At 64.8% G+C, this 26,636-nt stretch carries 19 protein-coding genes and 1 pseudogene; 8 read left to right on the top strand and 12 right to left on the bottom strand.

Features of this window, described 5'->3' with window-relative positions; translation table 11 throughout:
• Positions 1 to 104 precede the first annotated feature (104 nt).
• The 3 genes from ABIB80_RS01980 to ABIB80_RS01970 all read right to left on the bottom strand — a co-directional run bounded on the left by ABIB80_RS01980 (position 105) and on the right by ABIB80_RS01970 (position 3,249).
• Entirely contained in the window at positions 105 to 629 is a 525-nt protein-coding gene (locus ABIB80_RS01980; RefSeq protein ID WP_354126976.1) for an HPr kinase/phosphorylase, read from the bottom strand.
• Positions 626 to 2,431, bottom strand: coding sequence for a sensor histidine kinase (locus ABIB80_RS01975; RefSeq protein WP_219679159.1), 1,806 nt, complete (start codon positions 2,429 to 2,431; stop codon positions 626 to 628). Before ABIB80_RS01975 ends, ABIB80_RS01980 begins: the two co-directional genes overlap by 4 nt.
• 116 nt (positions 2,432 to 2,547) lie before the next feature.
• Positions 2,548 to 3,249 carry a response regulator transcription factor gene (locus ABIB80_RS01970; protein ID WP_007597749.1) on the bottom strand — a complete coding sequence of 234 codons (702 nt, stop codon included), beginning with the start codon at positions 3,247 to 3,249 and terminating at the stop codon, positions 2,548 to 2,550.
• A 242-nt stretch (positions 3,250 to 3,491) separates the two neighbouring features.
• On the opposite strand from ABIB80_RS01970, the gene ABIB80_RS01965 reads away from it, so the two are divergent.
• The 3 genes from ABIB80_RS01965 (at position 3,492) to ABIB80_RS01955 (ending at position 8,832) form a co-directional block, all read left to right on the top strand.
• Complete coding sequence (locus ABIB80_RS01965) at positions 3,492 to 4,241, top strand: HugZ family pyridoxamine 5'-phosphate oxidase (RefSeq protein ID WP_354126975.1); 750 nt, start codon at positions 3,492 to 3,494, stop codon at positions 4,239 to 4,241.
• A 63-nt stretch (positions 4,242 to 4,304) separates the two neighbouring features.
• The gene (locus ABIB80_RS01960) at positions 4,305 to 6,914 is read left to right on the top strand and encodes a CHAT domain-containing protein (RefSeq protein WP_354126974.1); all 2,610 of its coding nucleotides are present in this window, start codon (positions 4,305 to 4,307) and stop codon (positions 6,912 to 6,914) included.
• A gap of 301 nt (positions 6,915 to 7,215) precedes the next feature.
• Positions 7,216 to 8,832, top strand: a complete 1,617-nt coding sequence (locus ABIB80_RS01955) for a phosphoenolpyruvate carboxykinase (protein ID WP_007597743.1) — start codon at positions 7,216 to 7,218, stop codon at positions 8,830 to 8,832.
• Positions 8,833 to 9,044: 212 nt separating this feature from the next.
• Here the strand turns inward: ABIB80_RS01955 and ABIB80_RS01950 are convergent, their stop codons facing one another.
• Both ABIB80_RS01950 and ABIB80_RS01945 read right to left on the bottom strand, forming a co-directional pair.
• Positions 9,045 to 9,860, bottom strand: a complete 816-nt coding sequence (locus ABIB80_RS01950; RefSeq protein ID WP_354126973.1) for an acyl-CoA thioesterase — start codon at positions 9,858 to 9,860, stop codon at positions 9,045 to 9,047.
• Positions 9,861 to 9,954: 94 nt separating this feature from the next.
• Entirely contained in the window at positions 9,955 to 12,471 is a 2,517-nt protein-coding gene (locus tag ABIB80_RS01945) for a glycogen/starch/alpha-glucan phosphorylase (RefSeq protein ID WP_007597739.1), read from the bottom strand.
• 166 nt (positions 12,472 to 12,637) lie between these two features.
• Here ABIB80_RS01945 and ABIB80_RS01940 point away from each other — a divergent pair, with 166 nt between their 5' ends.
• The gene (locus ABIB80_RS01940) at positions 12,638 to 12,934 is read left to right on the top strand and encodes a hypothetical protein (protein WP_354126972.1); all 297 of its coding nucleotides are present in this window, start codon (positions 12,638 to 12,640) and stop codon (positions 12,932 to 12,934) included.
• A gap of 50 nt (positions 12,935 to 12,984) precedes the next feature.
• Here ABIB80_RS01940 and ABIB80_RS01935 read toward each other — a convergent pair.
• Positions 12,985 to 13,285: pseudogene (locus tag ABIB80_RS01935) on the bottom strand (GIY-YIG nuclease family protein).
• A gap of 189 nt (positions 13,286 to 13,474) precedes the next feature.
• On the opposite strand from ABIB80_RS01935, the gene ABIB80_RS01930 reads away from it, so the two are divergent.
• Positions 13,475 to 13,906, top strand: a complete 432-nt coding sequence (locus tag ABIB80_RS01930) for a hypothetical protein (RefSeq protein ID WP_007597734.1) — start codon at positions 13,475 to 13,477, stop codon at positions 13,904 to 13,906.
• Positions 13,907 to 14,028: 122 nt separating this feature from the next.
• Here ABIB80_RS01930 and ABIB80_RS01925 read toward each other — a convergent pair whose 3' ends face one another.
• Complete coding sequence (locus tag ABIB80_RS01925; RefSeq protein WP_354126971.1) at positions 14,029 to 14,811, bottom strand: DUF2865 domain-containing protein; 783 nt, start codon at positions 14,809 to 14,811, stop codon at positions 14,029 to 14,031.
• Positions 14,812 to 15,068: 257 nt separating this feature from the next.
• On the bottom strand, positions 15,069 to 15,632 hold the full coding sequence (gene pyrE / locus ABIB80_RS01920) for an orotate phosphoribosyltransferase (RefSeq protein WP_007597730.1): 564 nt from the start codon (positions 15,630 to 15,632) through the stop codon (positions 15,069 to 15,071).
• A gap of 198 nt (positions 15,633 to 15,830) precedes the next feature.
• Between pyrE and ABIB80_RS01915 the strand changes: the two genes are divergently transcribed.
• Positions 15,831 to 16,457: a glutathione S-transferase family protein gene (locus tag ABIB80_RS01915; RefSeq protein ID WP_035995324.1), complete on the top strand. Its 627-nt coding sequence runs from the start codon at positions 15,831 to 15,833 to the stop codon at positions 16,455 to 16,457.
• Between the two features lie 120 nt (positions 16,458 to 16,577).
• Here the strand turns inward: ABIB80_RS01915 and ABIB80_RS01910 are convergent, their stop codons facing one another.
• The 4 genes from ABIB80_RS01910 to ABIB80_RS01895 all read right to left on the bottom strand — a co-directional run bounded on the left by ABIB80_RS01910 (position 16,578) and on the right by ABIB80_RS01895 (position 22,315).
• Positions 16,578 to 17,213 carry a LysE family translocator gene (locus ABIB80_RS01910; RefSeq protein WP_354126970.1) on the bottom strand — a complete coding sequence of 212 codons (636 nt, stop codon included), beginning with the start codon at positions 17,211 to 17,213 and terminating at the stop codon, positions 16,578 to 16,580.
• An 80-nt stretch (positions 17,214 to 17,293) separates the two neighbouring features.
• Positions 17,294 to 17,929: a LysE family translocator gene (locus ABIB80_RS01905; protein ID WP_007597727.1), complete on the bottom strand. Its 636-nt coding sequence runs from the start codon at positions 17,927 to 17,929 to the stop codon at positions 17,294 to 17,296.
• Between the two features lie 34 nt (positions 17,930 to 17,963).
• Complete coding sequence (gene polA / locus ABIB80_RS01900; protein ID WP_219683000.1) at positions 17,964 to 21,038, bottom strand: DNA polymerase I; 3,075 nt, start codon at positions 21,036 to 21,038, stop codon at positions 17,964 to 17,966.
• A 209-nt stretch (positions 21,039 to 21,247) separates the two neighbouring features.
• Positions 21,248 to 22,315 (bottom strand): acyltransferase family protein, encoded by a 1,068-nt coding sequence (locus ABIB80_RS01895; RefSeq protein WP_219682999.1) that lies wholly within the window; start codon positions 22,313 to 22,315, stop codon positions 21,248 to 21,250.
• A 193-nt stretch (positions 22,316 to 22,508) separates the two neighbouring features.
• On the opposite strand from ABIB80_RS01895, the gene ABIB80_RS01890 reads away from it, so the two are divergent.
• Positions 22,509 to 23,825 (top strand): UDP-glucose dehydrogenase family protein, encoded by a 1,317-nt coding sequence (locus ABIB80_RS01890; protein WP_354126969.1) that lies wholly within the window; start codon positions 22,509 to 22,511, stop codon positions 23,823 to 23,825.
• Positions 23,826 to 23,968: 143 nt separating this feature from the next.
• Complete coding sequence (gene hrpB, locus ABIB80_RS01885; RefSeq protein ID WP_354127107.1) at positions 23,969 to 26,446, top strand: ATP-dependent helicase HrpB; 2,478 nt, start codon at positions 23,969 to 23,971, stop codon at positions 26,444 to 26,446.
• The last annotated feature ends 190 nt before the right edge of the window (positions 26,447 to 26,636 follow it).

The raw sequence follows: 26,636 nt of genomic DNA, 5'->3' as shown, positions 1-26,636 counted from the left end.
CACCGCACGAACGCGCCACTTTGACCATCCAGAGCCCCCGCGCAAGAGGGGATGTTGCGTATCTCCCTGAATCTAGACGGATGGATAAGGGGAGCTGCGCCGGTCTATTCGGTCGCGAGTGTGGGGTTCATATGGTTACCATTTCCCTTCAAACAATCGGCTGAAGGGTTAACGGAAGATGAACTCTTGGTAGTGGTCAAGGCCGCGACAACCAGAGGGAGGGGCAAATAGTCGCGGCCCACAGGTATTCGCGGTATTTCGACACCGAAAATGACTGTTTTCAAAGATTCTGCCGGCGGCAGTCGCTCCGCATCCGCGGCGTCCAGATCGACCACGAGGCCGACGGTCGCATGCTCCACAAAGTCGCAGCGGCGGATTCCCAGCCCCCGGATCTCGATCAGGCCGGCCAGGAGCTGAGCGGGGCGGACCTCAATTTCGCGGCCGAGTGTCGCCAGATGGACACGGTCATCACCGATCAGAACGGCCCTTTCGAGCACGCCGCTACGTCCCGCCATGATCAAATCGAAGGCAAGGCGCGACTTGCCGGAGCCCGAGGGCCCGCGGATCAGCACCGCCCGATCTCCAACCTTGACTGCCGAGGCGTGAATGCTGGGGCCGCCGTCGCTCATAGCGCCGGCAGCCTCACCACGAAGCGCGCGCCGACGACACTAGGCGCGCCGTCCTCGTCCGCCGGGCCGGGACGGTTCTCCGCCCAGATGCGTCCGCCATGCGCGTCGACGATCTGCTTGGAGATCGACAGGCCGAGGCCGGAGTTCTGGCCAAAGCCCTGATGAGGTCGGTCGGTGTAGAAGCGCTCGAAGATGCGCTCCAGCGCGTCGTCGCGGATTCCGGGGCCGTCGTCGTCGACCACGATCTCGATCTCTCCGCGCACGCGGCGGCAGGTGAGGCGCACCTTGTTGCCGGGCTCGGAGAAGGACTGTGCGTTCGAGAGCAGGTTGGAGACCACCTGTCCGAGCCGCGAATCGTGGCCGGTCACGGCGAAATTGTCGGTCGGGCTGCGACCCTCGAAACGCATTTCGACCGCGACGTCATGGCCGAGCTTGGTTTCATTGGCGACGGAGACGAGCGTCGTCAGCAGGCGGCGCAGGTCGACCGGGATCGCATCCTGGCGCTGCAGTTCGGCATCGAGGCGGCTGGCGTCGGAGATGTCCGAGATCAGCCGGTCGAGCCGCTTGACGTCATGCTCGATCACCTCGAGCAGCCGCGCGCGGCTGTTCTCGTTGCGCGCCAGCGGCAACGTCTCGACCGCGGAGCGCAACGAGGTCAACGGGTTCTTCAATTCGTGGGCGACGTCGGCGGCGAACATCTCGATCGCTTCGATGCGGCTGTAGAGTGCACTGGTCATGTCGCGCAGCGCACCGGAGAGATGGCCGATCTCGTCGCGACGACGTGTGAAGTCGGGAATTTCGACCCGGGTCCTGATGCGGCGGCGGATCAGCTCGGCGCTGTCTGCGAGCCGGCGGACCGGACCTGCGATCGTGCTGGCGAGCAGCAGCGACAGCATGATCATGACCGCGGCGGCGACACCGCCCACCTTGAGGATCGCGAGGCGCTCCGCGGTGACCATCTGGTCGATGTCGTCGCCCTGCGTCGACAGCATCAGCGCGCCGTGGATGGCGCGCGAGCGCAGCACGGGGACCGCGACCGAGACGATCACCTCGCCGCGCGCATTGACCCGCACCATCGAGCGCTTCTGGCCCTGAAGCGCGTCGCCCACCTCCGCATAGCCATTGCCGTTCTCGGGGCCGAGCTCGCGATAGAGCGGCAGGTCGCCGCGATTGAGCCAAGTACGAACCGCGACCATGCCGCGTTCGACCATGCCCGGCTTCTCGGCGGAGACTGACGGCAGGGGGAAGCGCACCACGGTATCGAGGCTGCGGCTGTCGACCAACAGGCTGCCGTTCGGGTCGTAGATGCGGGCGCGCGTCTTGGTCGGCGAGATCAGCGTGCGCAGCACCGGCGCCACGCGCTCCGGATTGATCGGAAAATCCAGCGGGGAATACTCGTCCGACCCGCCATAGGTCTCGCCCGGCTTGAGGTCGAGCAACCGGTCGGGGTCGATGGTGATGGCGTTGGTCTGCACCGTCGCGGAGGCCGCGATCGCGCCGGCGATGATCTCCGCCTGCACCAGCAGGCTCTGCGCGCGCGCGTCGATCAGGCCGGCGCGGAATTGCGACAGATAGAGGATGCTCGCCACCAGCGCGACGAGGCCGGCGAGGTTGAGCGAAACGATGCGGCGGGTCAGGCTCGAGAAGGACAGCGCGAAGAAGAACTGCCCGGCGCGTTTCAGCCAGTTCAGCGGACGCCAGCCCCGCACCGCCGGCTTGTCATCGGCCAATTGATCCGGAGCGCCGCGGGCGGTGACGTCCTCGGCGTTCTGGTTCTCGTCAGGCTGCGTTCGGTCAAGCAATGCTCACGCCCGCGTTAGGACAGCTCGTGCGAAGGTCCCCGCATCCTAGAGCCATCCCGGTCCCGATGGAATCAGAACCGGCGATGCTCTCGGTCTTTCGTGGAGGCGCGCGCGCCTCAGGCTTCCTTGAAGCGGTAGCCGACGCCGTAGAGCGTCTCGATCATCTCAAACTCGTTGTCGACGACCTTGAACTTCTTGCGCAGCCGCTTGATGTGGCTGTCGATGGTGCGGTCGTCGACATAGACCTGGTCGTCATAGGCGGCGTCCATCAGCGCGTTGCGGCTCTTCACCACGCCGGGCCGGGTCGCGAGCGCCTGCAGGATCAGGAATTCGGTGACGGTCAGCGTCACCGGCTCATTTTTCCAGGTGCAGGTGTGCCGTTCAGGATCCATGCGCAGCAGGCCGCGGTCGAGCGCCTTGGCGTCGTTCTCCTTCGGCGTGACGGTCGGATCCTTCGGCGCCGAGCGGCGCAGCACCGCCTTGACGCGCTCGACCAGCAGGCGCTGCGAGAACGGTTTGCGGATGAAGTCGTCGGCGCCCATCTTGAGGCCGAACAGCTCGTCGATCTCTTCGTCCTTGGAGGTCAGGAAGATCACCGGCAGATCGGATTTCTGCCGCAGCCGGCGCAACGTCTCCATGCCGTCCATGCGCGGCATCTTGATGTCGAGGATGGCAAGATCGGGCTGGGTGGTGCGGAAACCGTCGAGCGCGGAGGCGCCGTCGGTATAGGTCATGATGCGGTAGCCTTCGGCCTCCAGCGCGATCGAGACGGATGTGAGAATGTTGCGGTCGTCGTCGACCAAAGCGATTGTGGGCATGAGCCTCTGCTTTCTGCTTTCCGTTTGGGTCGTGGCTTGAAAACGGCGAGCAATCCACTGATGCGCCGCATACATGGGTGCCGATGTTGGCATTCGAACCTTGTCACCGAGCAATGCAAGCTAGGCTGAAGTGTGACCAAGTTCCACGAAACACGGCAGATTCGCCGCATCTCGACCCATAACCGGGCCCCGGTTTACCCGAAAAAAGGCCCTCCATGCAACCACCTGACCCGAGAAAGCCGATGCAACCGACCTCCGATTTCGACCCCGGAAAGCTCGCCAAATCGCTGCTGCGGCGGTCACGGCAGGGGGCCCTGGCGACATTGATGGCCGGCAGCGGCGATCCCTATTGTTCCCTGGTCAATCTGGCGAGCCATCCGGATGGCTCTCCGATCCTGCTGATCTCAGGATTGGCCGTGCACACCAGGAACATCCTGGCCGACAGCAGGGTGTCCCTGATGCTGGATGAGCGGGCGGCGGGCGATCCGCTGGAAGGTGCCCGAATCATGCTGTCCGGCCATGCCGAGCCGGCCGATGCGGACAAGGATCTGCTCCGGCGACGGTATCTCAATGCTCATCCCTCAGCGGAAGCCTTTGTTTCGTTTAAGGATTTTTCTTTCTTTCGGATCCGACCTACGGGAACCCATCTGGTCGCCGGCTTCGGCCGGATCGTCGATCTCAAGCCGGAGCAATTCCTGACGGACCTCACGGGGGCCGAGGACTTGCTGGCGGCGGAGCAGGGCGCGGTAGAGCACATGAATGCCCACCACCGCGAGGCCATGGGCCTCTATGCAACAAAACTGCTGGGCGCTGCCGCGGGCGACTGGCGCTGCACCGGCTGCGATCCGGAGGGCCTCGACATGCAGGACGGCCAGACCGCCTTGCGGCTGGACTTCCCGGAGCGGGTTACTGATGGCACCTTGCTGCGCAAGATGCTGGTTCGCCTCGTCGGCGAAGCGCGCACCAGGATGGACCAGAGCGCAAAAGGTTGAACGCTGCTGCCCATCGCCGCGACCCAAGACCATAATTGGTCAGAAGGCGGCGGCGAGAGCGTCATGGCAGAATGGAATAGACTGACGCTGGTTGCGGGTTTGACGCTCGCGATCACCGCATCGTTTGTCACGCCCAGCCTTGCCCAGACAAGCCTTGCTCAGAAAGGTCTCGCCGCGGAGGGCGAGCGGATCAACGCACTCATGAGCGCCGGCAGATATTCGGAAGCACTGCCGTTGGCGCAAGGCATGGTCGCGAGCCTGGAGAAGAGCGACACCGGTCGCGACCTCGCCGCCGCGCTGAACAACCTCGGCCAGGTTCATGCCGGTCAGGGCCACGACGATCTGGCGGAGCCGCTCTACAAGCGCGCCATCATGCTGATGGAAAAGTCGCTCGGTCTCGAAACCCCGTTGATTGGAGCCGAACTGAGCAATCTCGCCGCGCTTTACCAGCGGCAGAGCCGCTACGCCGAGGCCGAGCCGCTGTTCAGGCGAGCGCTCGCCGTTCGCGAGAAGGGGCTGTCGCGCGAGCATCCCGATGTCGGGCAGTCGCTCAATAATCTCGCCACGCTCTATGTGAAGCAGCAGCACTATGCAGACGCCGAACCGTTGTTTCAGCGGGCGCTCGCGATCTATCAGAAGGCCGGCGGCCCCGAGCATCCGGCGGTGGCGACGGTCCTGAACAATCTCGGCCAGGTCTATCGCGATCTCAACCGCGATGCCGACGCGGAAGCGCCGATCAAGCGCTCGCTCGCGATCCGCGAGAAGGTGCTGGGACCGGATCATCCCGACGTCGCCCGCTCGCTGAACAATCTCGCAGGCCTCTACGAGCACCAGCAGCGCTACGGCGACGCCGAGCCGCTCTATCGCCGCGCGCTGCTCATCCGCGAACGCGCGCTTGGGCCTGATCATCCCGAGGTCATGACCTCGACCAGCAATCTCGCTTATTTCCTCTACGTGGCCGGGCGCACCGCGGACGCATTGCCGTTCGCGGAAAGGACGCTTCGGGGCGATCGCGCCCAGTTGCGCGTCGTGTTGCCGGTCCTGTTTGCCGCACGCCAACAAGATCTGCTGCCCGGCGACAAGGCGCTGGACGAGGCCCTCGCCGCGATCCAGCGCGGCACACAATCCTCCGCCGCATCCGCCGTGAACAAGCTCGCGGTTCGGCTTGCCGCCGGCAGCGACCGGCTCGCCGAGCTGGTTCGCCGGGACCAGGATCTTGCGGCTGAATCCGAGGCACTCGACAAGGCGATCGTCACCGCAGTGTCGAAGCAATCCGCGCAGCGCGATCTCGCAACCGAGCAGCGCAGCCGCGCGCGGATTGCAACGATTGCCAACGAGCGTGCGGGCTTGCAGAAGACGCTCGCGGTCGAGTTTCCCGACTACGCGTCGCTCTCCAATCCCCAGCCCTTGACGGCAAAGGACATCCAGCTGCTGCTATCAGCCGACGAAGCGATGGTGCTCTACTCCGTCGTCGACAAGCAGAGCTATGTCATCGCGATCACGCGCGAGGGCGTCGACTGGATGGCCATCCCACTCGGCGCGGATGCGCTGACGCAGAAGGTGACGGCATTCCGCAAGGGACTCGACGTCGGCAAGGCGCGCGATGCCTCCGGCAAATCCGGATTGTTCGATCTCGCGCTCGCCAACGAACTCCATGTCGCGCTGCTCGGTCCGGTCGATGCGTTGACAAAGGACAAGCGCAGCCTGCTGGTGGTGCCGTCGGCTGCGCTGACCGCATTACCGTTTCATCTGCTCGTCACCGAGAAGCCGCAGGCTGCGATCCCCGACACGCTCGAAGGCTATCGCAGCGCTGCCTGGCTGCTGCGGCGTCAGGCCGTCTCGGTGCTGCCGTCGGTGGTCAGTCTGAAATCGTTGCGGGCCTTTGCGCGTCGGGACCAAAGCGTGAAGCCGATGACCGGCTTCGGCGATCCCGTGTTCAATCCTGCACTGGAAGCGCCCGCCGAGCGGCGCGCCGCGAACGGCAAGGTCGCCGCGCGCAGCATCGCGACCATTGCCTATAGCGATTTCTGGCGCGGTGCCGGCGTCGATCGCGCGCGGCTTGCGCAGGCGTTGCCGCAACTGCCCGACACCGCCGACGAGTTGAACGCGGTGGCCAGGGATGTCGGCGCTGCCGAGGCCGATATTCATCTCGGCCGCGACGCCAGCGAGACGACGCTCAAGCGTGCAGCGCTTGCTCAATACGGCATCATCTACTTTGCCACCCACGGCCTCGTTGCCGGCGACATCAAGGGACTGGGTGAGCCCTCGCTCGCGCTCTCCATTCCCGATCAGCCGACAGAGCTCGACGACGGTCTCCTCACTGCAAGTGAAGTCGCTCAGCTCAAGCTCAATGCGGATTGGGTTGTGCTGTCGGCCTGCAATACCATTGCAGGCGACAAGCCGGGCGCCGAGGCTCTGTCGGGACTGGCGCGCTCGTTCTTCTACGCCGGTGCGCGCGCACTCCTGGTCTCGCATTGGGCCGTGGATTCGGAAGCTGCCACCCGCCTGACCACGATGACTTTCGAGCTGCTCAAAAACGAACCAAAAATGGGGCGTGCCGAAGCCTTGCGCCGCGCGATGTTAACCTACGTTGACGACACCTCGTCACCGCGCAACGCCTATCCTGCGATGTGGGGGCCCTTCGCGCTCATCGGCGAAGGCGCGGTAAGATAGGGTGGGCTTGGAATTTTCGCTGCGACTGTCTTCGGAATTGTGCGTCGCAACAACCTTGGGAAACGCCGAAGCGCGCATTTGGTTGCGCGATCATTGTCGATTTTTTGACGCACCTGCTCAGAGCTGACATGCGCGACGTTTGGCGCGGTCCTTGAATAAACCAAATCCTAAGGGATCAGCTTGGCAACGCCTGCGTTCATCAGTATTAGGTCGTTCCAACCGAGGCCGAACGGCCTGTAATCACGGTGACCGCGGCGGCGCCAAGCATGATCGCGCTGAGTGGGTTCTAGGAGGATTTTTCGTGCAAGAGACGGGCGTGCGCAACGGTGCCTTCGGCGCCGACAAATTCGGCTTAAAGAATCTCAAGCAGGTTCACTGGAACCTCGGTGCGCCGCAACTCTATCAATACTCGCTCTCCGCGGGCGAGGCGGTGCTGTCGGCCGATGGCGCGCTCTGCGCCGACACAGGCGAGTTCACCGGCCGCAGCCCCAAGGACAAATTCACGGTGCGTGATGCCACCACCGACAAGAAGATGTGGTGGGCCGGCAACCAGTCGATCACCGCAGAGCAGTTCGAGACGCTCTACCAGGACTTCCTCAAGCACGCCGAAGGCAAGTCGCTGTTCGCGCAGGACCTCTACGGCGGCGCCGATCCGGCATATCGCATCAAGACCCGCGTCTTCACCGAGCTCGCCTGGCATTCGCTGTTCATTCGCACGCTGCTGATCCGCCCCGAGGCGGTCGAGTTATCGAGCTTCACGCCAGAGCTCACCATCATCGACATGCCGAGCTTCCGCGCCGATCCGAAGCGCCATGGCTGCAAGTCGGAGAACGTCGTCGCGATCGATTTCGCCCGCAAGATCGTGCTGATCGGCGGGTCTTATTATGCCGGCGAGATGAAGAAGTCGGTCTTCACCACACTGAACTACTATTTGCCCGAGCGCGGCGTGATGCCGATGCATTGCTCGGCCAATGTCGGCGCCAAGGGCGACGCCGCGATCTTCTTCGGCCTGTCCGGCACCGGCAAGACCACGCTGTCAGCCGATCCGAACCGCACGCTGATCGGCGATGACGAGCACGGCTGGGGCCCGAACGGCGTCTTCAATTTCGAAGGCGGCTGCTATGCCAAGTGCATCAAGCTGTCGCAGGAAGCCGAGCCCGAGATCTATGCCGCCTCGACCCGCTTCGGCGCAGTGCTCGAGAATTGCGTGCTCGACGAAGACACCCGCGTGGTCGACTTCGACGACGGCTCAAAAACCGAGAACACGCGCTCGGCCTATCCGCTCGAATTCATCCCGAACGCCTCGCGCACCGGCCGCGCGCCGCAGCCGAAGAACGTGGTGATGCTCGCCGCCGACGCCTTCGGCGTGCTGCCGCCGATCGCCAAGCTCTCGCCGGCGCAGGCGATGTATCACTTCCTGTCGGGCTACACCGCCAAGGTCGCGGGCACCGAGCGCGGTCTTGGCAACGAGCCGCAGCCGGAATTCTCGACCTGCTTCGGTTCGCCCTTCCTGCCGCTCGACCCCAGCGTCTACGGCAACATGCTGCGCGACCTGATCGCCCAGCACAATGTCGACTGCTGGCTGGTCAACACGGGGTGGACCGGCGGCAAATACGGCACGGGCTCGCGCATGCCGATCAAGGTGACGCGCGCGCTGCTCACCGCTGCGCTCGACGGCTCGCTTCGCAACGTCCAATTCCGCACCGACAAATATTTCGGCTTCGCGGTCCCGACCGCGCTGCCGGGCGTGCCGAGCGAGATCCTCAATCCGGTCAACACCTGGAAGGACAAGGACGAGTTCGACAAGACCGCCCGCGCGCTGGTCGGGATGTTCCAGAAGAACTTTGCGAAGTTCGAAGCCCAGGTCGACGCCGAAGTCCGCGCCGCAGCGCCGGACGTGAAGCTCGCGGCGGAGTAAGATCGCCGCGCTTGAAATCGAAAAGGGCGGCCGCGAGGCCGCCCATTTTTATCTTTCCTTCTCCCCTTGCGGGAGAAGGTGGCGCGAAGCGCCGGATGAGGGGTTCTCTCCGCGCGTTCAACCGCAAGAGAAGCGCTCGCGGAGAGAACCCTTCACCCGTCTCGTCGCTTCGCGACGAGCCACCCTCTCCCGCAAGGGGAGAGGGGAAGCAGCTACGCTTTGAAATACGCGATCTGCGTACTCGTCGCGAGCAGCCTTCCGTTCGGCGACCACAGCTCGGCGTTCTGGTCGGCGTAGCTCTTGTGCATGATTTTTGAATCTGCGGTCGCCAGCACGCGCGTGATGTCCTCGGCCGCGAGCTCTTCGCTGTCGGTGTGGAAATACGTCGTTAGCGACACCGTGCCGAACGGCACCAGCTCGCGCCGCGCGTGGAAGATGCGGCCGAAGAAGGCGTCCGACATCGACATCAGCGACGGCATGTCGAGCTTGCGCCGCTCGCGATCACTGATCCAGAGCTTTGAGTAAGTGCTGGCGAGCTCGGCCCGCGGCGGGCCGATCCGCATCTCGCCCTCGACGAAGCGGAATTCATACTGGTTGGCCCAGGACGCCGCGATCTTCGGGAACGGCATCGTCTGTTCGAACGGCTTTGCATCGGGATATTGCGCCACCCTGTGCTCCCAGGACGGCCGGCGTTCGGCGAATACGGCGGTGGCGAGCGTTGCGACCTCGCCGCCGCCTTGCGACAGTTCGACGCTCCAGTGCTGGCTGGAGCGGTTGGCCTTCACCAGCCGCACGTCGAGATCGAACGGTCCCTTCGCGATCGGCGCGCAGTAATTCACGGTGAGCGCCAGCGGATCGCCGGCACGTTCCGGATGCTCGATCAGCGCACGCAAAATGGTCGCAGCAGTGGCGCCGCCGAACGGGCCGACAAAGGCCCAATAGTCGTCGCTGGTGTGTCCCTGCCAGCTCGAGTCACCGGCGGTGACGCGGGTGGCGTCGTCGAAAGGGTGCGGGAGCTTGGCGTGCATCGTTTGATCCGGCGTTCAATGACGGACGTCATATCACGCCCGCCGCCGGCTTGTGCAATTATCTCGCGGGTAACCGATTTCACGCAGCGGAAAATCAGCCCGCGACGTCGCGCAGGGTCGGCAGCAGCGGTGTGGTCGGATTCACCGGCACGTTCCAGATCTCCTCGGCGTATTCGCGGATGGTGCGGTCGGAGGAGAACCATGCCATGCGCGCGACGTTGAGGATCGAGGCGCGGGTCCAGGCCGGCGCCACCTGCCAACGCGCATCGACGCTGCGCTGCGCCTCGTAATAGGAATCGAAGTCCGCGCTGACCATGTAATGGTCGAGATAACGCAGCGCGTGCGCGATCGATTCGAAGCGGCCGGGATCGCCGGGCGAGAACTCGCCGGCGCCGATCGCGTTGATGGCGCGCTGGAGCTTTGGCGAATTGCGGATCACGTCGGAAGCGTCCAGCCCCTGCTTGCGCCGGATCATGACGTCGCCGGCTTCCATGCCGAAGATCGCGATGTTCTCCGCGCCGACATGGTCGCGGATCTCGATGTTGGCGCCGTCGAGCGTGCCGATGGTGAGGGCGCCGTTCAGCGACAGCTTCATGTTGCCGGTGCCGGAGGCTTCCATGCCGGCCGTCGAGATCTGCTCGGACAGGTCGGCTGCGGGAATGATCACCTCGGCAAGGCTGACATTGTAGTCGGGCAGGAAGACGACCTTGAGCTTGCCGCCGATCGCGGGATCGTTGTTGACGGCTTCCGCAACGTCGTTGATCAGCTTGATGATCAGCTTGGCGTAACGGTAGCTCGCCGCAGCCTTGCCCGCAAAGATCTTCACCCGCGGCACCCAATTGCCGTTGGGATCGTCCTTGATCGCCTGGTAGAGCGCGACGGTCTCGATGACGTTGAGGAGCTGGCGCTTGTATTCGTGGATGCGCTTGATCTGCACGTCGAACAGCGCGGTCGGATCGACCTTGATGCCGAGCCGCTCGCCGATCAGGCGCGCCAGCGCGGTCTTGTTGTGATGTTTGACGGCGCGGAACTTCTTCTGGAATTCGACGTCGCTGGCGCGGGCCTCGATCAGGCTGAGCTGCGTCGGATCGTCGAGCACGGCATCGCCGCAGGTCTCGCGCAACAGATCGGTCAGCTTCGGGTTCGCCAACATCAGCCAGCGGCGGAAGGTGATGCCGTTGGTCTTGTTGGTGATGCGGCCGGGATAGAGATGGTTGAGATCGTGGAACACGGTCTCTCGCATCAGGTCCGAATGCATCGCCGAGACGCCGTTGATGCGGTGCGAGCCGACGAAGGCGAGCTGGCCCATGCGCACGCGCCGCCCGCTCCGCTCGTCGATCAGCGAGACCGAGGCGCGGAAGTCGATGTCGCCGGGGGCGCGCGCCTCTGCGAGCGCGAGATGCTGCACGTTGATGCGGTAGATGATCTCGAGATGCCGCGGCAACAGCCGTTCGAACAGCTCGACCGGCCAGGTCTCCAGCGCTTCGGGCAGCAGCGTGTGGTTGGTGTAGGACAGCGTGGCGACCGTGATCTTCCAGGCCTCGTCCCAACGGAAATTGTGGTCGTCGATCAGGATCCGCATCAGCTCGGTGACGGCGAGGCTCGGATGGGTGTCGTTGAGCTGCACCGCGACCTTGCTCGACAGGCTGCGGAGTTGGCCGTCCGACGCAAGATGCCGCTTGATTAGGTCCTGCAGCGAAGCCGAGACGAAGAAATATTCCTGGCGCAGGCGCAGCTCGCGGCCCGCCGGGCTCTCGTCGTTCGGATAGAGGAATTTACAAATGGCTTCCGCGCGCGACTGCTCGGCGCTGGCGCTGACATAGTCGCCGGTGTTGAAGGCGTCGAGCTTCAACGGATCGGGCGAACGTGCCGACCACAGCCGCAGCGCGTTGACGTGCTGGCCGCGCCAGCCGACGATCGGCGTGTCATAGGCCATCGCCTGCACGGTCTCGGACGGATGCCAGATCGCGCGATCCCGGCCCTTGTCTTCGACGTGCTCGACACCGCCGCCGAAGCGAATGTCATAGATCACTTCGGGCCGCTGCAATTCCCAGGGGTTGCCGAAGCCGAGCCATTCGTCCGGGTATTCCTGCTGCCAGCCCTGATTGATGATCTGGCGGAACAGGCCGTAATCATAACGGATGCCGTAGCCGATCGCGGGGATCGACAGCGTCGCCATGCTTTCCATGAAGCAGGCGGCGAGACGGCCCAGGCCGCCGTTGCCGAGCGCCGCGTCCGGCTCGCATTTGCGCAGCTCAGGCAAGGAGACGCCGAGATCGCCGAGCGCGACCTCGAAGATCTTCAGCAGCCCCATATTGTTCAGCGCGTCGCTGAAGAGGCGGCCGATCAGGAATTCGAGCGAGAGATAGTAGACGCGCTTGCGTCCCGCATCGTAGCTGTGCTTCTCGGCCGTGAGCCAGCGATGCACGATGCGGTCGCGCAGCGCCAGCGCGGCGGCCTGGTACCAGTCGTGCTTGGTCGCCATGCCCGCATCCTTGCCGATGGCAAGGCGCAGCTTCGCCAGGATCGCGCCCTTGATCTCAGCCAGGGCGAGCTCGTCGATGGGCTGGTTGGCGGCGGGAAAATTGGGCTGGAACGATGAATCTTGCAAAGTCGTCACTTCCTGGTCGCGAGAACACTACTGACCCTACGCATCTTGCCTCTGTACCGGAACCATTGCTGGTGCGACCGTGCACTGCGCTGGCGTAAAATTATGCAAGGAACGGGCCGATTTGGGAACCCGGACGCATACGGGGAAACGTGGATTTGGTGCTAGAATGGCGGCCAATTCAGCCATCAGTGTGGAGGAGACATCCATGAAAGCTCTGATGAGACCTGTGATGCGACGGCTGATCGAAATCGCAGCGGCCACCTTCCTCGTCGTCTGCATCACCGCCTCCAGCGCCGCCTTGGCCGCCGGCAAGATGGGCCGCAGCGCCGACGGCCTGAGCTGCGCCGTCACGCTTCCGCAAAGCGCATCCCCCGCCGCCCGCTGCGCCGCCATCAAGCGCCAATGCGGCGGCAAGTTTTATGCGAGCGCGTGTGGGGATAAGCTGATATCGGCGGCGAATTGAGGAGGGCCTCGCGACAAAATTGGCGTCGTCCTGGCGAAAGCCAGGACCCATTACCCCGACTGTGTGATGAGGCCCGACCGGTCATTCCAATCGGGATTTTCTTCTTCGATCAGTTTGATCTTCCAATCCCGCTTCCAGAATTTGAGCTGCTTCTCGCGCGCGATCGCCTCCTGCGGAGTTGCGAAGGCTTCGACATGAACGAGGCCGAATATCTTGTATTTGTGCACGAACTTCGAGCCGCGACCCGAACGATGTAGCTCAAGCCGCGCGCGGATGTCATTGGTCACGCCGGTAGATCGTGCCGTGGTGGCGGCTTGCCAAGATGTAGACGTAGTAGCTGCTTGCGCTCATGGCCTCAGCTCGCAAGGGCAACGCTGACCGGGGTAATGGGTCCTGGCTTTCGCCAGGACGACGCTCTCCAACAATCGCGCCTAGCGTCAGAACAAATTAAGAACACTTTAGCAAGTCTTTGATATATCATTGTGATTCGGCGCGTTGCCGACACAATATCTAGCGTCCGCCAGACTTCGCGAGGACTACATGTCCACCATTGCCTTCGACCAGTTTGCCCTCACCAGGATCGCCGATTTCGCGCGCTCGCTGTCGCGGCTGCATCAGGCGGCGCGGCGCTACGCGGTCGATGACGACCAGTTCGACCGCGAGTTCAATGCGGTGTGCCAGTCGATCTGGGGCTACACCATCGACGACGTCAGCGACGATCTGTTTTCTGCCGAGGACCATCTGTTCCTCGACACGCTGGACGAAGCGCAAGCGCGCATCTTCGCCGCCGAGCAGGGTTATGACCTCGTCGACGATCAGGGCATGCTCACCGACTGGTGGGGGTTTTGCTGGATGATCCTGGCCGAGAAGCGCGGCCTGCTCACGGCAGACAACCGCGCCGCCGCGCGCGCGGCGATCGAGGAGAAATATCTGGCGGCGCCGAACGTGATCGGCGTGATCATCGGACGTTGACGGTCTCAACCCTCATCCTGAGGAGCTTGCGCAGCAAGCGTCTCGAAGGATGAAGGCCGAGCCGTAGCAGCCGGGCCTTCATGGTTCGAGACGCGCGTTCCGCGCTCCTCACCATGAGGATTTCAGTCCAGCCCCGCCCGCTTCGCTGGCTTTTGCGTTTTCGGCACCGTCACGTCGGGCAGCGTCTCGCGCACGATCTCCGTGGCGGGGCCATCCGCCGCCACCGTGTCGGCGCGCACCGGCGCCACCTTCATCTCGCCGAGCCGTGCGCGGACCTGCGCGGTGAGACCGGGATAGGAGGCGACCGGCGTGAAGTCCGCGGCCTGGTCGTTGCCGACGCGAATGCCGGTATAGGCGACGAGGCCGTCGCTGGTGGCGATCACGTCGCCGGGTTTTAGCGACGAATCCAGCGCCAGATCGACCGGAGCAAGTCCGACCGGCTCGCGGCCGTTGCAGGTGCAGTCGGCGCGCAGCGCCTTGCGATAGGCGAACGCGTTCTCGCTATCGGCGTAGCGCTCGCCGGTCTGCGACGCCGCGCCGTCGATCGAGGAGCCGAAATAGATCTTTGTCGCGCTCGCAGGACAGAAGGCCTGACACATCTGCGCGGGCGAGGTGAGACCGCGCATCAGCGGAAAATATTTGCCGTCGCAGCTGCGCACGCAGAACGCCGGTCCCGAGCCGCCGGCTGCGGCCGAACGTGTCGGCGGCACGTATTGCGGGCTCGCGGCATTCTGCTGGCCGGTGAAGGGATCGGCGTAAGAGCTCGCCTGCTGCGGCACCTCACGCTGGGGCCGTTGCTGCTGCTGCTGCTGCATTCCGCCGAAGAAGAAATCGAACAGGCCTTCGGCCGAAACCGGGGCCGGAGCTGCAAGCAGCGGTGCTGCCAGTGTCGCGGCTACGAGCATCGCGCGATTCCGGCGCGCATGGGACATGACTGTACGCAAACGCTTACTCCACCCGACGCTACCCAACCGGCCGGGACCATCAGGTCTCAGCACATGATTCACCATAGAGCGGGATGGTAAATGAGCGGTTGAGGGGGGAGCGGTGTCGCCGGACGGGGGTGGACCTCGTCATGGCCGGGCTTGTCCCGGCCATCCACGATCTCTGGTGCGGCAAAGACGTGGATGCCCGGGTACGACGGCGGAGAAAGTCTAGCCGCTCAAGCCTTCAAGAACTCCGACGCCTTGTACAGCGAGCGGAATGGCAGCCCGGCCGCGCCAAAAGTGTCGTCGGCGCCTTCCTCGCGGTCGACCATGGTCAGCACCAGCACCACCTCGGCGCCGGTCTCGCGCACCGCTTCCACTGCCTTCATCGCCGAGCCGCCGGTGGTGGTGACATCCTCGACTATCACGACGCGCTTGCCCTCCAGCGTCTCGCCCCTGGGCAGCCCCTCGATCGCGAGCTTGGCGCCGTGCTCCTTCGGCTTCTTGCGCACGAAGAACGCCGCGATCGGATGGCCCTTGATCCAGGAAATCTGCGCCAGCGCGCCGGCCAGCGGCACCGCGCCCATCTCGAGCCCGCCGATGAAATCGAGATTGTCGTCCTTCAGCGCCTCATAGGTCAGCTCGGCCAGCAGGGTCGCGCCCTCCGGGTCCAACATGGTCGGCTTGAGGTTGAAGTAGAAGTCGCTCTTGCGGCCCGACGCGAGCGTCACCTCGCCGCGGCCGAAGGAGCGCCGGCGGATGATCTCGAACAGGCGGGCGCGGGAGGCTGATTTAGACACGGCGGGCCCTCGGGAGCATTTTTGGAAGTGGCGGAATTTATCCGCGACGGCCCCGACATTCCAGAGGGGGCTTCCCCCGTCAACAGGGATCGGCCATCCCGGCCCGCCGGTTGTGGGGGTGCAACCTTCTGGAGTAGGTGGATGCCGGATATCTTGGGCAAGAAAACCGGCAAGAAGGCTGGGCAAGGACACGCGAAAATGACCATCGAGCTGCACACCTGGAATACGCCGAATGGCCGCAAGATCTCGGTCGCGCTGGAGGAGATGGGGCTGCCCTACAGGGTGATCCCGGTGAATATCAGCAAGGGCGAACAAATGGCGCCGCAGTTCCTGAAGCTCTCGCCCAACAACAAGATCCCCGCGATCCTCGATCCTGATGGCCCGGACGGCAAGCCCGTCAGCATCTTCGAGTCGGGCGCGATCCTGCTTTATCTCGGCGAGAAGACCGGCAAATTCCTGCCGAAATCGCTTTCAGGCCGCATCCCCGTCTATGAATGGCTGATGTGGCAGATGGGCGGTTTCGGGCCGATGCCGGGCCAGGTGCACCATTTCATCGCGCTCGAGAACGAGCAGGACCGCGCCTACGGCCTCAAGCGCTACATGGCGGAGACGCGACGGCTCTACGGCGTCCTCGATCGCCGGCTAGAGGCCCGCGATTTCGTCGCCGGCGAGCTCTCGGTTGCCGATTTTGCCATCCTGGGCTGGGCCTGGCGTCACCCTCGCCACAAGGTTGACCTGGCCGACTTCCCCCACGTGAAGCGCTGGTACGAGGCCCTGATGGCACGCCCGGCGGTGAAGCGGGGCATGGAGGCGAAGCTGGATTGAACTGACGGTGTCATCGCCCGCGAAGGCGGGCGATCCAGTATTCCAGAGGCGGTGGTGATTTACCGAGAGGCCGCGGCGTACTGGATGCCCCGCCTTCGCGGGGCATGACAGCGTTGCGCCTCACACCTTCCGCGCTTCCACCGCCATCCGCACCGCAAGCCCGGCCAGCACCGTGCCCATCAGCCAGCGCTGGACCAGCATCCAGCTTGGCCGGCTTGCGAGAAACAGCGCGATCGATCCGGCCGCGAGCGCGATCATCGCATTCACGCTGACACTGATCGCGATCTGGATCGCGCCGAGCACCACCGACTGCGCCAGCACGCTGCCGGCGGTGGGATCGATGAACTGCGGCAGCAGCGCGAGATAAAGCATCGCGATCTTCGGGTTGAGCAGATTGGTGACGAACCCCATTGCGAACAATTTGCGCGGGCTGTCGATCGCAAGCTGCTTCACCTGGAACGGCGAGCGACCGCCCGGCTTCACCGCCTGCCAGGCCAGCCACAACAGATAACCGGCGCCGGCAAAGCGCAGCGCGTCGTAGGCGAAGGGAACGGCGAGCAGCAGCGCCGTGATGCCGAACGCCGCGCACAGCATGTAGAACACGAAGCCGAGCGCCACGCCGCCGAGCGAAACGATGCCCACTGCCGGCCCTTGCGTGATCGAACGCGAGATCAGGTAGATCATGTTCGGCCCCGGCGTGAGCACGAGGCCGAGGCAGACGAGGGCGAAGCCGAGCAGGGCGGAGGTGTGGGGCATGGCTGAACCGGTGCGGGAGACGGCACGGTTCTAATATGGGTGGCGCGGTCGGGCCATCGCGCAATTGCACGGAGGACAATTCAACCCGACCGGCCGGTGGTGAACGCGAACCAGACCGCTATCGCGACCAGTGCCAGGGCGAACAAGCGCCGCACCACGTTGCGGTTGTTCGCGACGTCGATGGTCGATTGCAGCGAGCCCGCCAGCGCGACGATCGCCGCATGGATCAGCGTGGCGATTGTCACGTAGATGACGCTGAGCATCAGCGTCTGCCGGACCACGGAGCCGGCATCGGCGCGCACGAACTCCGGCAACACCGCCACGTAGAACATCGCGGCTTTCGGGTTGAGCAGGTTGGTGATCAGGCCGCGCCGGAACGCCGGCCACGGCCGCGCGTCGGCACCGACCGTCCTGCCCGGCGAAGCGTCCTCCTTGCCCGACCACGCGTCCCAGGCAAGCCACAGCAGATAGGCGACGCCACCCCATCGCAGCAGGCCATAAAGCCACGGCGAATGGTCGATCGCCGCGGCGAGGCCGAAGGCCGCGATCACGCCATAAGTCATCAGCCCGAGCGCGATGCCGGCCACCGCGGCAAAGCCCGTGCGCATGCCGCGCGAGAGCGACAGCGCGGCGAGATAGGTCATGTTGGGACCGGGCGTGATCTCGATGACGAGCGCCGTCAGCGCGAAGGCGAGCAGCGGGCTGAGATCACTCACGCAGTTCGCCTCTGGACTCGATCACGGTGACGGATCAGTGCGCCTCGTCCCAATTGTTCGCCGCGCGTGCATCGACATGCAAAGGCACCGAGAGCAGCACGGCCGGGAACGGCGCGTCCTGCATCACGTGCTGCACGACGGGGAGCGTGGCCTCGACCTCCGCGTCGGGCACCTCGAAGATCAATTCGTCATGCACCTGGAGCAGCATCTGCGCCGACAGCTTCTTCTCGGCCAGCGCGTCCTCCATCCGCGTCATGGCGCGGCGGATGATGTCGGCGGCGGTGCCCTGGAGCCGGGCGTTGATCGCGGCGCGCTCGTTGAAGGCGCGCACCGAGGCGTTCGAGGCCTTGATGTCGGGATAGTACATCTTCCGTCCGAACAGCGTGGTGACGTAGCCGTGGCTGCGGCAAAAGTCGCGCGTCTCGTCCATGTAGGCGCGGATGCCGGGGAAGCGCTCGAAGTACTTCTTGATGTAGGCGGAGGCTTCCTCGCGCGCGATGCCGAGCTGGTTGGCGAGGCCGAACGCCGAAATGCCGTAGATGATGCCGAAATTGATCGCCTTGGCGCGGCGCCGGATTTCGCTCGGCATGCCCTGGATCGGCACGCCGAACATTTCCGATGCCGTCATGGCGTGAATGTCGAGACCGTCGCGGAACGCCTGCTGCAGCACGGGAATGTCGGCGATCTCGGCGAGCAGCCGCAGCTCGATCTGCGAATAGTCGGCGGAGACCAGCTTGTGCCCTGGCGTTGCGATGAAGGCGCGGCGGATTTTTCTGCCGTCCTCAGTACGTACCGGAATGTTCTGCAAGTTCGGCTCGTTCGACGACAGCCGGCCCGTCGTGGTCGCGGCCAGCGCGTAGGTCGTGTGGACGCGGTGGGTCTGGGGATTGACGTAGGTCGGCAGCGCGTCGGTGTAGGTCGATTTCAGCTTCGAGACCTGGCGCCACTCCAGAATCTTCTTCGGGAGGTCGTGGCCCTGCTCGGCGAGCTCGTCGAGCACCTGCGCGGTGGTGGACCATGCGCCGGTCTTGGTCTTGGTGCCGCCGGACAGTCCCATCTTGCCGAACAGGATGTCGCCGATCTGCTTCGGGCTGCCGACATTGACGGGCTCGCCCGCGATCTGCTGGATCTCGGCCTCGACGCGCGCCGCGGTCTGGGCGAAATCGCCGGAGAGACGCGACAGCACCTGGCGGTCGATCGAGATGCCGCGCCGCTCCATGCGTGCGAGCACTGCGACCAACGGGCGTTCCAGCGTCTCGTAGACCGTGGTCATGTGCTCGGCGACAAGGCGCGGCTTCAGCACGCGCCAGACCCGCAAGGTCACGTCGGCGCCCTCCGCCGACAGCGACGCGGCCTTGTCGATCGGCACCTGGTCGAACGTGATCTTGCCCTTGCCGCTGCCGAGCAGCTCGTTCTCCTTGAGCATGGCGTGACCGAACCAGCGCTCGGACAGCTGCTCCAGCGCATGCGAGCCGCGACCGGCATCGAGCACGTACGAGATCAGCTGCGCATCGTCGGTGTTGCGCAGTGTGATGCCGTGCTGCGCCAGCATCACCGCGGTGAATTTGACGTCGAAGCCGATCTTGAGAATGCCTGACGATTCCAGCACCGGCCGCAACGCCTCGACCGCCTCGGCATGCTTGACCTGATCGGGCGCGAGGCCCGCGTCGAACAGGCCGGCGCCGCCGCCGGACTGCTTGTGCGCCAGCGGGACGTAGCAGGCTTCGTTCGGCGCCAGTGCGAGCGCGATACCGCAGAGATCGGCCTGCATCGGGTCGATCGAGTTTGCCCGGATCTCGACCGCGACATGGCCGGCATCATGGATGCGCGCGATGAAGGCGTTCAATTCCGCGAGGCTCTTGATCGCCTGGTACTTGCTGCGGTCAACCGGAAGCTTGCGCAAAGCCTCTTCGCGCGCCGCGGCGAGAGAGATCGGCGCGCCCTTCGGGCTCGCGGCCTTGTCCTCCTTGGTCGCCGATGCGTTGCGCTGGCCCGCCGGAACTTGCGGCGCGCCGGTTCCCGGGGCCGGCACGACGTCCGAAGGCGGCAGCGGCGAGAACACGCTGGCGCCGCTGGAATAGCCTGGATCGGCATCGACGTTGGTCGGATCGATCTGCGAGAACTCGGCGACGCGGCGCGTCAGCGTGGAAAATTCCATCGCCTTCAGGAACGCGATCAGCTTGCGCGCATCGGGCTCGTGGACGGCGAGATCGTCCAGCGGGACTTCGAGGTCGACGTTGTCGTCGAGCAATACGAGCTGCCGCGAGATGCGCGCCTTCTCCGCGTGCTCGATCAGGGCCTCGCGCCGCTTCGGCTGCTTGATTTCGGTGGCGCGGAACAGCAGCTGCTCGAGATCGCCATATTCGACGATCAGCTGCGCCGCGGTCTTGATGCCGATGCCGGGCACGCCCGGAACGTTGTCGGTGGAATCGCCGGCCAGTGCCTGCACTTCCACCACTTTCTCCGGCGGCACGCCAAACTTCTCGATCACCTCGGGGATGCCGATGCGGCGGTCCTTCATGGTGTCGTACATGGTGACGCAATCGGTGACGAGTTGCATCAGGTCCTTGTCGGAGGACACGATCGTCGCGCTGGCGCCGCGCTCGCAGGCTTGCCGCACATAGGTCGCAATCAGATCGTCGGCCTCGAAGCCGACCTGTTCCAGGCAAGGCAGGTCGAAGGCGCGTACCGCTTCGCGGATCAGCGAAAATTGCGGGATCAGATCGTCCGGCGCCGGCGCCCGGTGCGCCTTGTACTCAGGATAGATCTTGTTGCGGAAGGTGATTTCCGACTTGTCGAAGATGATCGCCAGATGCGTCGGCCGGTTGTCCTCGGGCATCTCGCGCAAAAGCTTCCACAGCATGTTGCAGAAGCCGAGCACGGCATTGACCTGCAAGCCGTCGGACTTGCGGTTCATCGGCGGCAGCGCGTGATAGGCGCGGAAGATGTAGCCGGAACCGTCGACCAGGAAGACATGGTCGCCCTTGCCGGCGGCCTTGGCGGCGACGGGCTTGGCAGCAGCTGTCGCGGCAGCGGGCTTCGTTTCGGCGGCCTTGGGCGCGGCCTTGGTGTCAGCTTGGGCGGTGGTCTTTGGGGAGCTCTTGGGCATGGCCGCAATGTATGAATTTTTGCGGGATTTGACAGCCTCGGGAGGTGGATTTTTGGCTTGCGGATGCCGCTATCCCCACTGTCGTTTCCCGCATCCCCCGCTGTCATTCCCCGCGAGGGCGGGGAATCGAGTACGCTGCGGCTTATCCGTATACGACTGCTGCCTCTGGAATACTGGATCCCCGCCTTCGCGGGGATGACAACAGAGCATCACTCCGCCGCCTGCAATCGCGCCTCTGTCTTCTTCGGCGCGATGCAGAACGCATCGGGCCGCTCGAACAGGAAATTGCCGCCAAGCCGCAGAGCGATCTGCCAGATCGCGAGCGAGCCGATCACGCCAACGATGGTCACGATCAGCGACACCGCACCGATGTCGGGAATGATGCCCGTGCGCAAGAGCAGCGTCCGTGTCGCCGCCATCGGCAGGAAGAAGGCGAGATAGATCACGATCGAATGCTCGCCGCAGAAGCGGAAGACATTCAGCCATTGCGCGCGCGCGAGCAGCGTGCCCATCGTGATGATGGCGCAGGCCCCGGCGAAGCCGAGCACGAGCGATACGATTTTCCATTCGCTGGCCCCGAGCGCAACGAGGCCGGCATTGACCAGCGCCCATGTCGCGAGCGCTGCCAGCGCCCATGCAGGATGATTGCGCGCGCGGTCCGACAGCGCGAACACGAAGGGCGCGAACAGATAGCCCGAATAGAAATAGACGAAACGCGCGCAGAACTCGTCGATCGCGGTCCAGCCGGTTGCGACACGTGCCGTCTCCAGTGCGGCCGCGATGAGCCAGATCGCGGGCGACGGGACTCGCCGTGTCAGTTTTGTGACGACGAAGAAGATCGGCAGGAGGTAGATGAACCATAGCGTGCCGAACGGCTCGACGAAGGATTCCAGATACAGCAAGCCGGCGTCGCGCCAGCTCGTTTCCGCCGCGAATGCGGGGGCCTTGAAGCCGAACTGGATTGTCACCCAGACGACATAGAAATAGGCGAAATGCACCACCTTGCGGTCGAGATAGGTTCGCCAGTCCCGGTCGATCACCAGTGGCAGGAACAGGCCCGAAATCAGGAAGAAATCCGGCATCCGGAACGGCTTTGCGAAGGCGACCAAAACATGCATGAAACCGGTCTCACCGGCAGCAAGCTCGACCCCGAGCACCGAATGCATCATCACGACCATGACGATGCAGATGCCTTTGGCGTAATCGACCCAATCGACACGCGCAGCAGCCGGGGCCTTGAGTCCCCCGCTCGCGGCGATTGTGCCTGATGGTGCCATGGTGTCTCTTTTTGAGGCGTGTTCCGCCAGGATCTGCGTGAACGCGGGGCAGTTTGCCGCCTTGCGGCTTACGATTTCTTTACCGGTACAAGTGCTGTGCCGTTTTTTGTACGCGGGCTGTTCCCTCACCCCGGGAAAATGCTAAACCGCCTTGGAATAGGGGTTTTGTTAACCAAGCCAAACAGGGTTTTTCATGCGCATTGCTATGATCGGCACGGGCTATGTGGGACTGGTGTCCGGGGCCTGCTTTGCGGATTTCGGTCACGACGTCATCTGCGTCGACAAGGACGAGAAGAAGATCGCGGCCCTTCATCGCGGCGAGATCCCGATCTACGAGCCCGGGCTTGACGAACTGGTCGCGACGAATGTGAAGGCCAAGCGGCTGGAGTTCACCACCGATTTGTCCAGGCCGGTCGCGGATGCCGATGCTGTCTTCATCGCGGTCGGCACGCCGTCGCGCCGCGGTGACGGCCACGCCGATCTGTCCTACGTTTATGCCGCCGCGAAAGAGATCGCGCAGTCGCTGTCCGGCTTCACCGTCGTCGTGACCAAATCGACTGTCCCGGTCGGCACCGGCGACGAGGTCGAGCGCATCATCCGCGAGACCAATCCCAAGGCCGACGTGGTCGTCGCCTCGAATCCCGAATTCCTGCGCGAGGGCGCGGCGATCCGCGACTTCAAATTCCCCGACCGCATCGTCGTCGGCACCTCCGACGAGCGCGGCCGCAAGGTGATGAGCGACATCTACCGTCCGCTGTCGCTGAATCAGGCGCCGCTGATGTTCACGGAACGCCGCACCGCCGAGATGATCAAATACGCCGCCAACGCGTTCCTCGCGACCAAGATCACCTTCATCAACGAGATCGCCGACCTCTCCGAAAAGGCCGGCGCCAACGTGCAGGAGGTCGCGCGCGGCATTGGCCTGGACAACCGCATCGGCACCAAATTCCTGCATGCCGGTCCGGGCTTCGGCGGCTCGTGCTTTCCGAAGGACACCAAGGCGCTGATCAAGATCGCGCAGGACTACGACGTGAGCCTTCGCATCGTCGAGTCCGTGCTGGCGGTCAACGAGAACCGCAAGCGCGCGATGGCGCGAAAAGTGAGCCAGGCGCTCGGCGGCTCGCTGCGCGGCAAGACCATCGCCGTGCTCGGCCTCACCTTCAAGCCCGACACCGACGATATGCGCGATGCGCCGTCGATCCCGCTGGTTACGGGCTTGATCGACATGGGCGCGAAGGTGAAGGCCTTCGATCCCGTCGGCATGGAGCAGGCAAAGAGTGAGCTGCCCAGCATCACTTATTGCGAGGACGCCTATTCTTGCGCGGAAGGCGCCGATGCGATCGTCATCGTCACCGAATGGGTTCAGTTCCGGGCGCTCGACCTCGACCGGCTGAAGGCAACCATGGCCCAGCCCGTCATCGTCGATCTGCGCAACATCTACCGTCCCGAGGAGATGGCTGCGGCCGGTTTCATCTATGAGAGCATTGGCCGGCCGCCGGTGCAGGGCTGATAGCCACATATGATTGTCATACCCCGCGAAGGCGGGGTATCCAGCAATCCGCGATCTTCGTAATAGCCGGGATCCGAGTTTACTGGATCACCCGCACCGGTGCGCAAGGGCGCACAAGGCGGGTGATGACGGAAGCGAGATATTTGCCCCGCAGTTTCGACACGCCCCTCCCGATCGATGCCGTGCTCGACGACCTCTCGCGCACGCTGGAGGCGCATAATGCCGCCGTGCTGGTGGCGCCCCCGGGCGCCGGCAAGACAACGCGCGTGCCCCTGGCGCTGCTCGATGCCCCCTGGGCCAAAGGCAAGAAGATCATCGTGCTGGAGCCGCGGCGCATCGCGGCGCGCGCCAGCGCCGACCGCATGGCCAAATCGCTCGGCGAGCGCGCTGGCGAGACTGTCGGCTATCGCGTCCGCTTCGGCTCGAAAATCTCGCGCGCGACCCGCATCGAGGTGGTGACGGAGGGCATCTTTACCCGCCAGATCCTCGACGATCCCGAGCTGTCGGGCATCGCCGCCGTCCTGTTCGACGAATTCCACGAGCGCTCGCTCGATGCCGACATGGGCCTCGCGCTGGCGCGCGATGCGCAAACCGGCCTGCGTGAGGATTTACGCATCCTCGTGATGTCGGCAACGCTCGATGGCGCCCGCGTGGCAAGATTGCTCGGCGAAGCGCCCGTCGTCGAAAGCGAGGGCCGCGCCTTTCCGGTCGAGACGCGCTATCTCGGCCGCAAGGCGGACGCGCCGGTGGAGCGGCAGATGGCGGATGCGATCGCCTCGGCGCTGCGGGCCGATGCCGGCTCGGTGCTGGCGTTCCTGCCGGGCGCCGCCGAAATCCGCCGCACCCAGAATTTCCTCGCCGAGCGCGTGCAGGACGCTTCGATCGAAATCGTGCCGCTGTTCGGCGCACTCGACGCCGCCGTGCAGGATCGTGCCATCTCGCCGGCGCCCAAGGGCACGCGCAAGGTGGTGCTGGCGACCTCGATCGCGGAAACCTCGCTCACCATCGAGGGCGTGCGCATCGTGGTCGATTCCGGCCTTGCCCGCGTGCCGCGCTACGAGCCCGACATCGGCCTGACCCGGCTCGAGACCGTGCGCGTCTCGCGCGCGGCGGCTGACCAGCGCCGCGGCCGCGCCGGCCGCACCGAGCCGGGCGTGTGCTACCGGCTCTGGGACGAACCTCAGACAGCCTCGCTCGCGCCCTACTCCCAGCCCGAGATCCTCAGCGCCGATCTGTCCTCGCTGGTGCTCGATCTCGCGCAATGGGGCGTCGCCGACCCCGCCGCGCTGTCGTTTCTCGACCCGCCGCCGCAGCCGGCCTGGAAGGAAGCAAAAAGCCTGCTCGCCGAGCTCAATGCGCTCGATGGCGATGGCCGCATCACCGCGGAGGGCAAGAGCCTGCGCGCGCTGGCGCTGCCGCCGCGGCTCGCCCGCATGATCGTGGATTCGCATCGTGCCGGCGAGGGCGAGGCCGCCGCAGAGATCGCCGCCATCATCACCGAGCGCGGGCTTGGCGGCGACAGCGTCGATCTCGAGCACCGGCGCGATCAGTTCCGCCGCGACCGTTCCCCGCGTGCCGCAAGCGCGCGCGACCTCGCGCGGCGCTGGGCCTCGCAGGTGGCGGCGTCGGAGAAGGCGGCGACCGGCGAAGACGGCCTCTCGACCGGCCTGATGCTCGCCTACGCCTTCCCGGATCGCGTTGCGCGCAACCGCGGCAATGGCAGCTTCGTGCTCGCCAACGGCCGGGGTGCTGCCGTGGATCAAACCTCCTCGCTCGCCCGTGCACCCTATATCGCGATCGGCGAGATGACCGGCACGGCGGCGAGCGGGCGCATTCTGCTCGCCGCGCAAATCTCGCAGGACGAGATCGAACGGCATTTCGCCGAGCACATCGAATCCGCCGAGGAGATATCGTTCGATCGCGGCGCGATGGCGTTGCGGGCGCGGCGCAAGCGCGCGCTGCACGCGATCACGCTCTCCGAGGCGACGCTTGCCGTATCGCCCTCGGAGGACACTGCGCGCATCTTCGCGGACGGGCTGATCGCCGCCGGCCTCGACCGGCTGCCCTGGTCGAAGGCAGCCAAACAATGGCGCGATCGCGTGATGTTTTTGCGCAAGGCCGAGGGCGACAGCTGGCCTGATCTCTCGGACGACGGATTGATCGCGCGGCGCGACGATTGGCTGGTGCCGGCGCTCTACGACAAGATCGCGCTGAAGGATATCTCCGCCGGCGAACTCTCCGACGCGCTGATGACATTGTTGCCGTGGGAGATGCGCGCGCGGCTCGACCGCGAGGCGCCGACGCATTTCGAGGCGCCGACCGGCAGCGTGCTCGCGATCGACTATGAAGCCGAGCAGGGGCCGACCATCGCGGTGCGGCTGCAGGAATTGTTCGGCCTCAACACCCATCCCTCGATCGCCGCCGGCAAGGTGCCGTTGGTGCTGGAGCTGCTGTCGCCGGCGCAGCGCCCGGTGCAGGTGACGCGCGATCTCCCCGGTTTCTGGCGCGGCAGCTACAGCGCCGTGCGCTCCGATTTGCGCGGCCGCTACCCGCGCCATCCCTGGCCGGAAGATCCGGCGAATGCGCTGCCGACCCGGCGGGTCAAGCCGCGCGGCACGTGAGGCGCAAGAAGACCCTCATGGCGAGGAGCGCGGAACGCGCGTCTCGAACCATGTAGGCCCGCCTTTCACCCGCGGCCATCCTTCGAGACGCCTGCTTCGCGGGCTCCTCAGGATGAGGATATGCCGTATCTGCGACACCGGCGCATTAACCGTCCGCTCATCCTTTTCGTCAAAATAGCACAGCTCTGGC

The sequence above is a fragment of the Bradyrhizobium sp. i1.15.2 genome (assembly GCF_040548425.1).
In the GTDB taxonomy this organism is placed as follows: domain Bacteria; phylum Pseudomonadota; class Alphaproteobacteria; order Rhizobiales; family Xanthobacteraceae; genus Bradyrhizobium; species Bradyrhizobium canariense.
The sequence above is the reverse complement of the archived record's forward strand: the minus strand, read 5'-3'. Positions and strand labels throughout refer to the sequence as shown.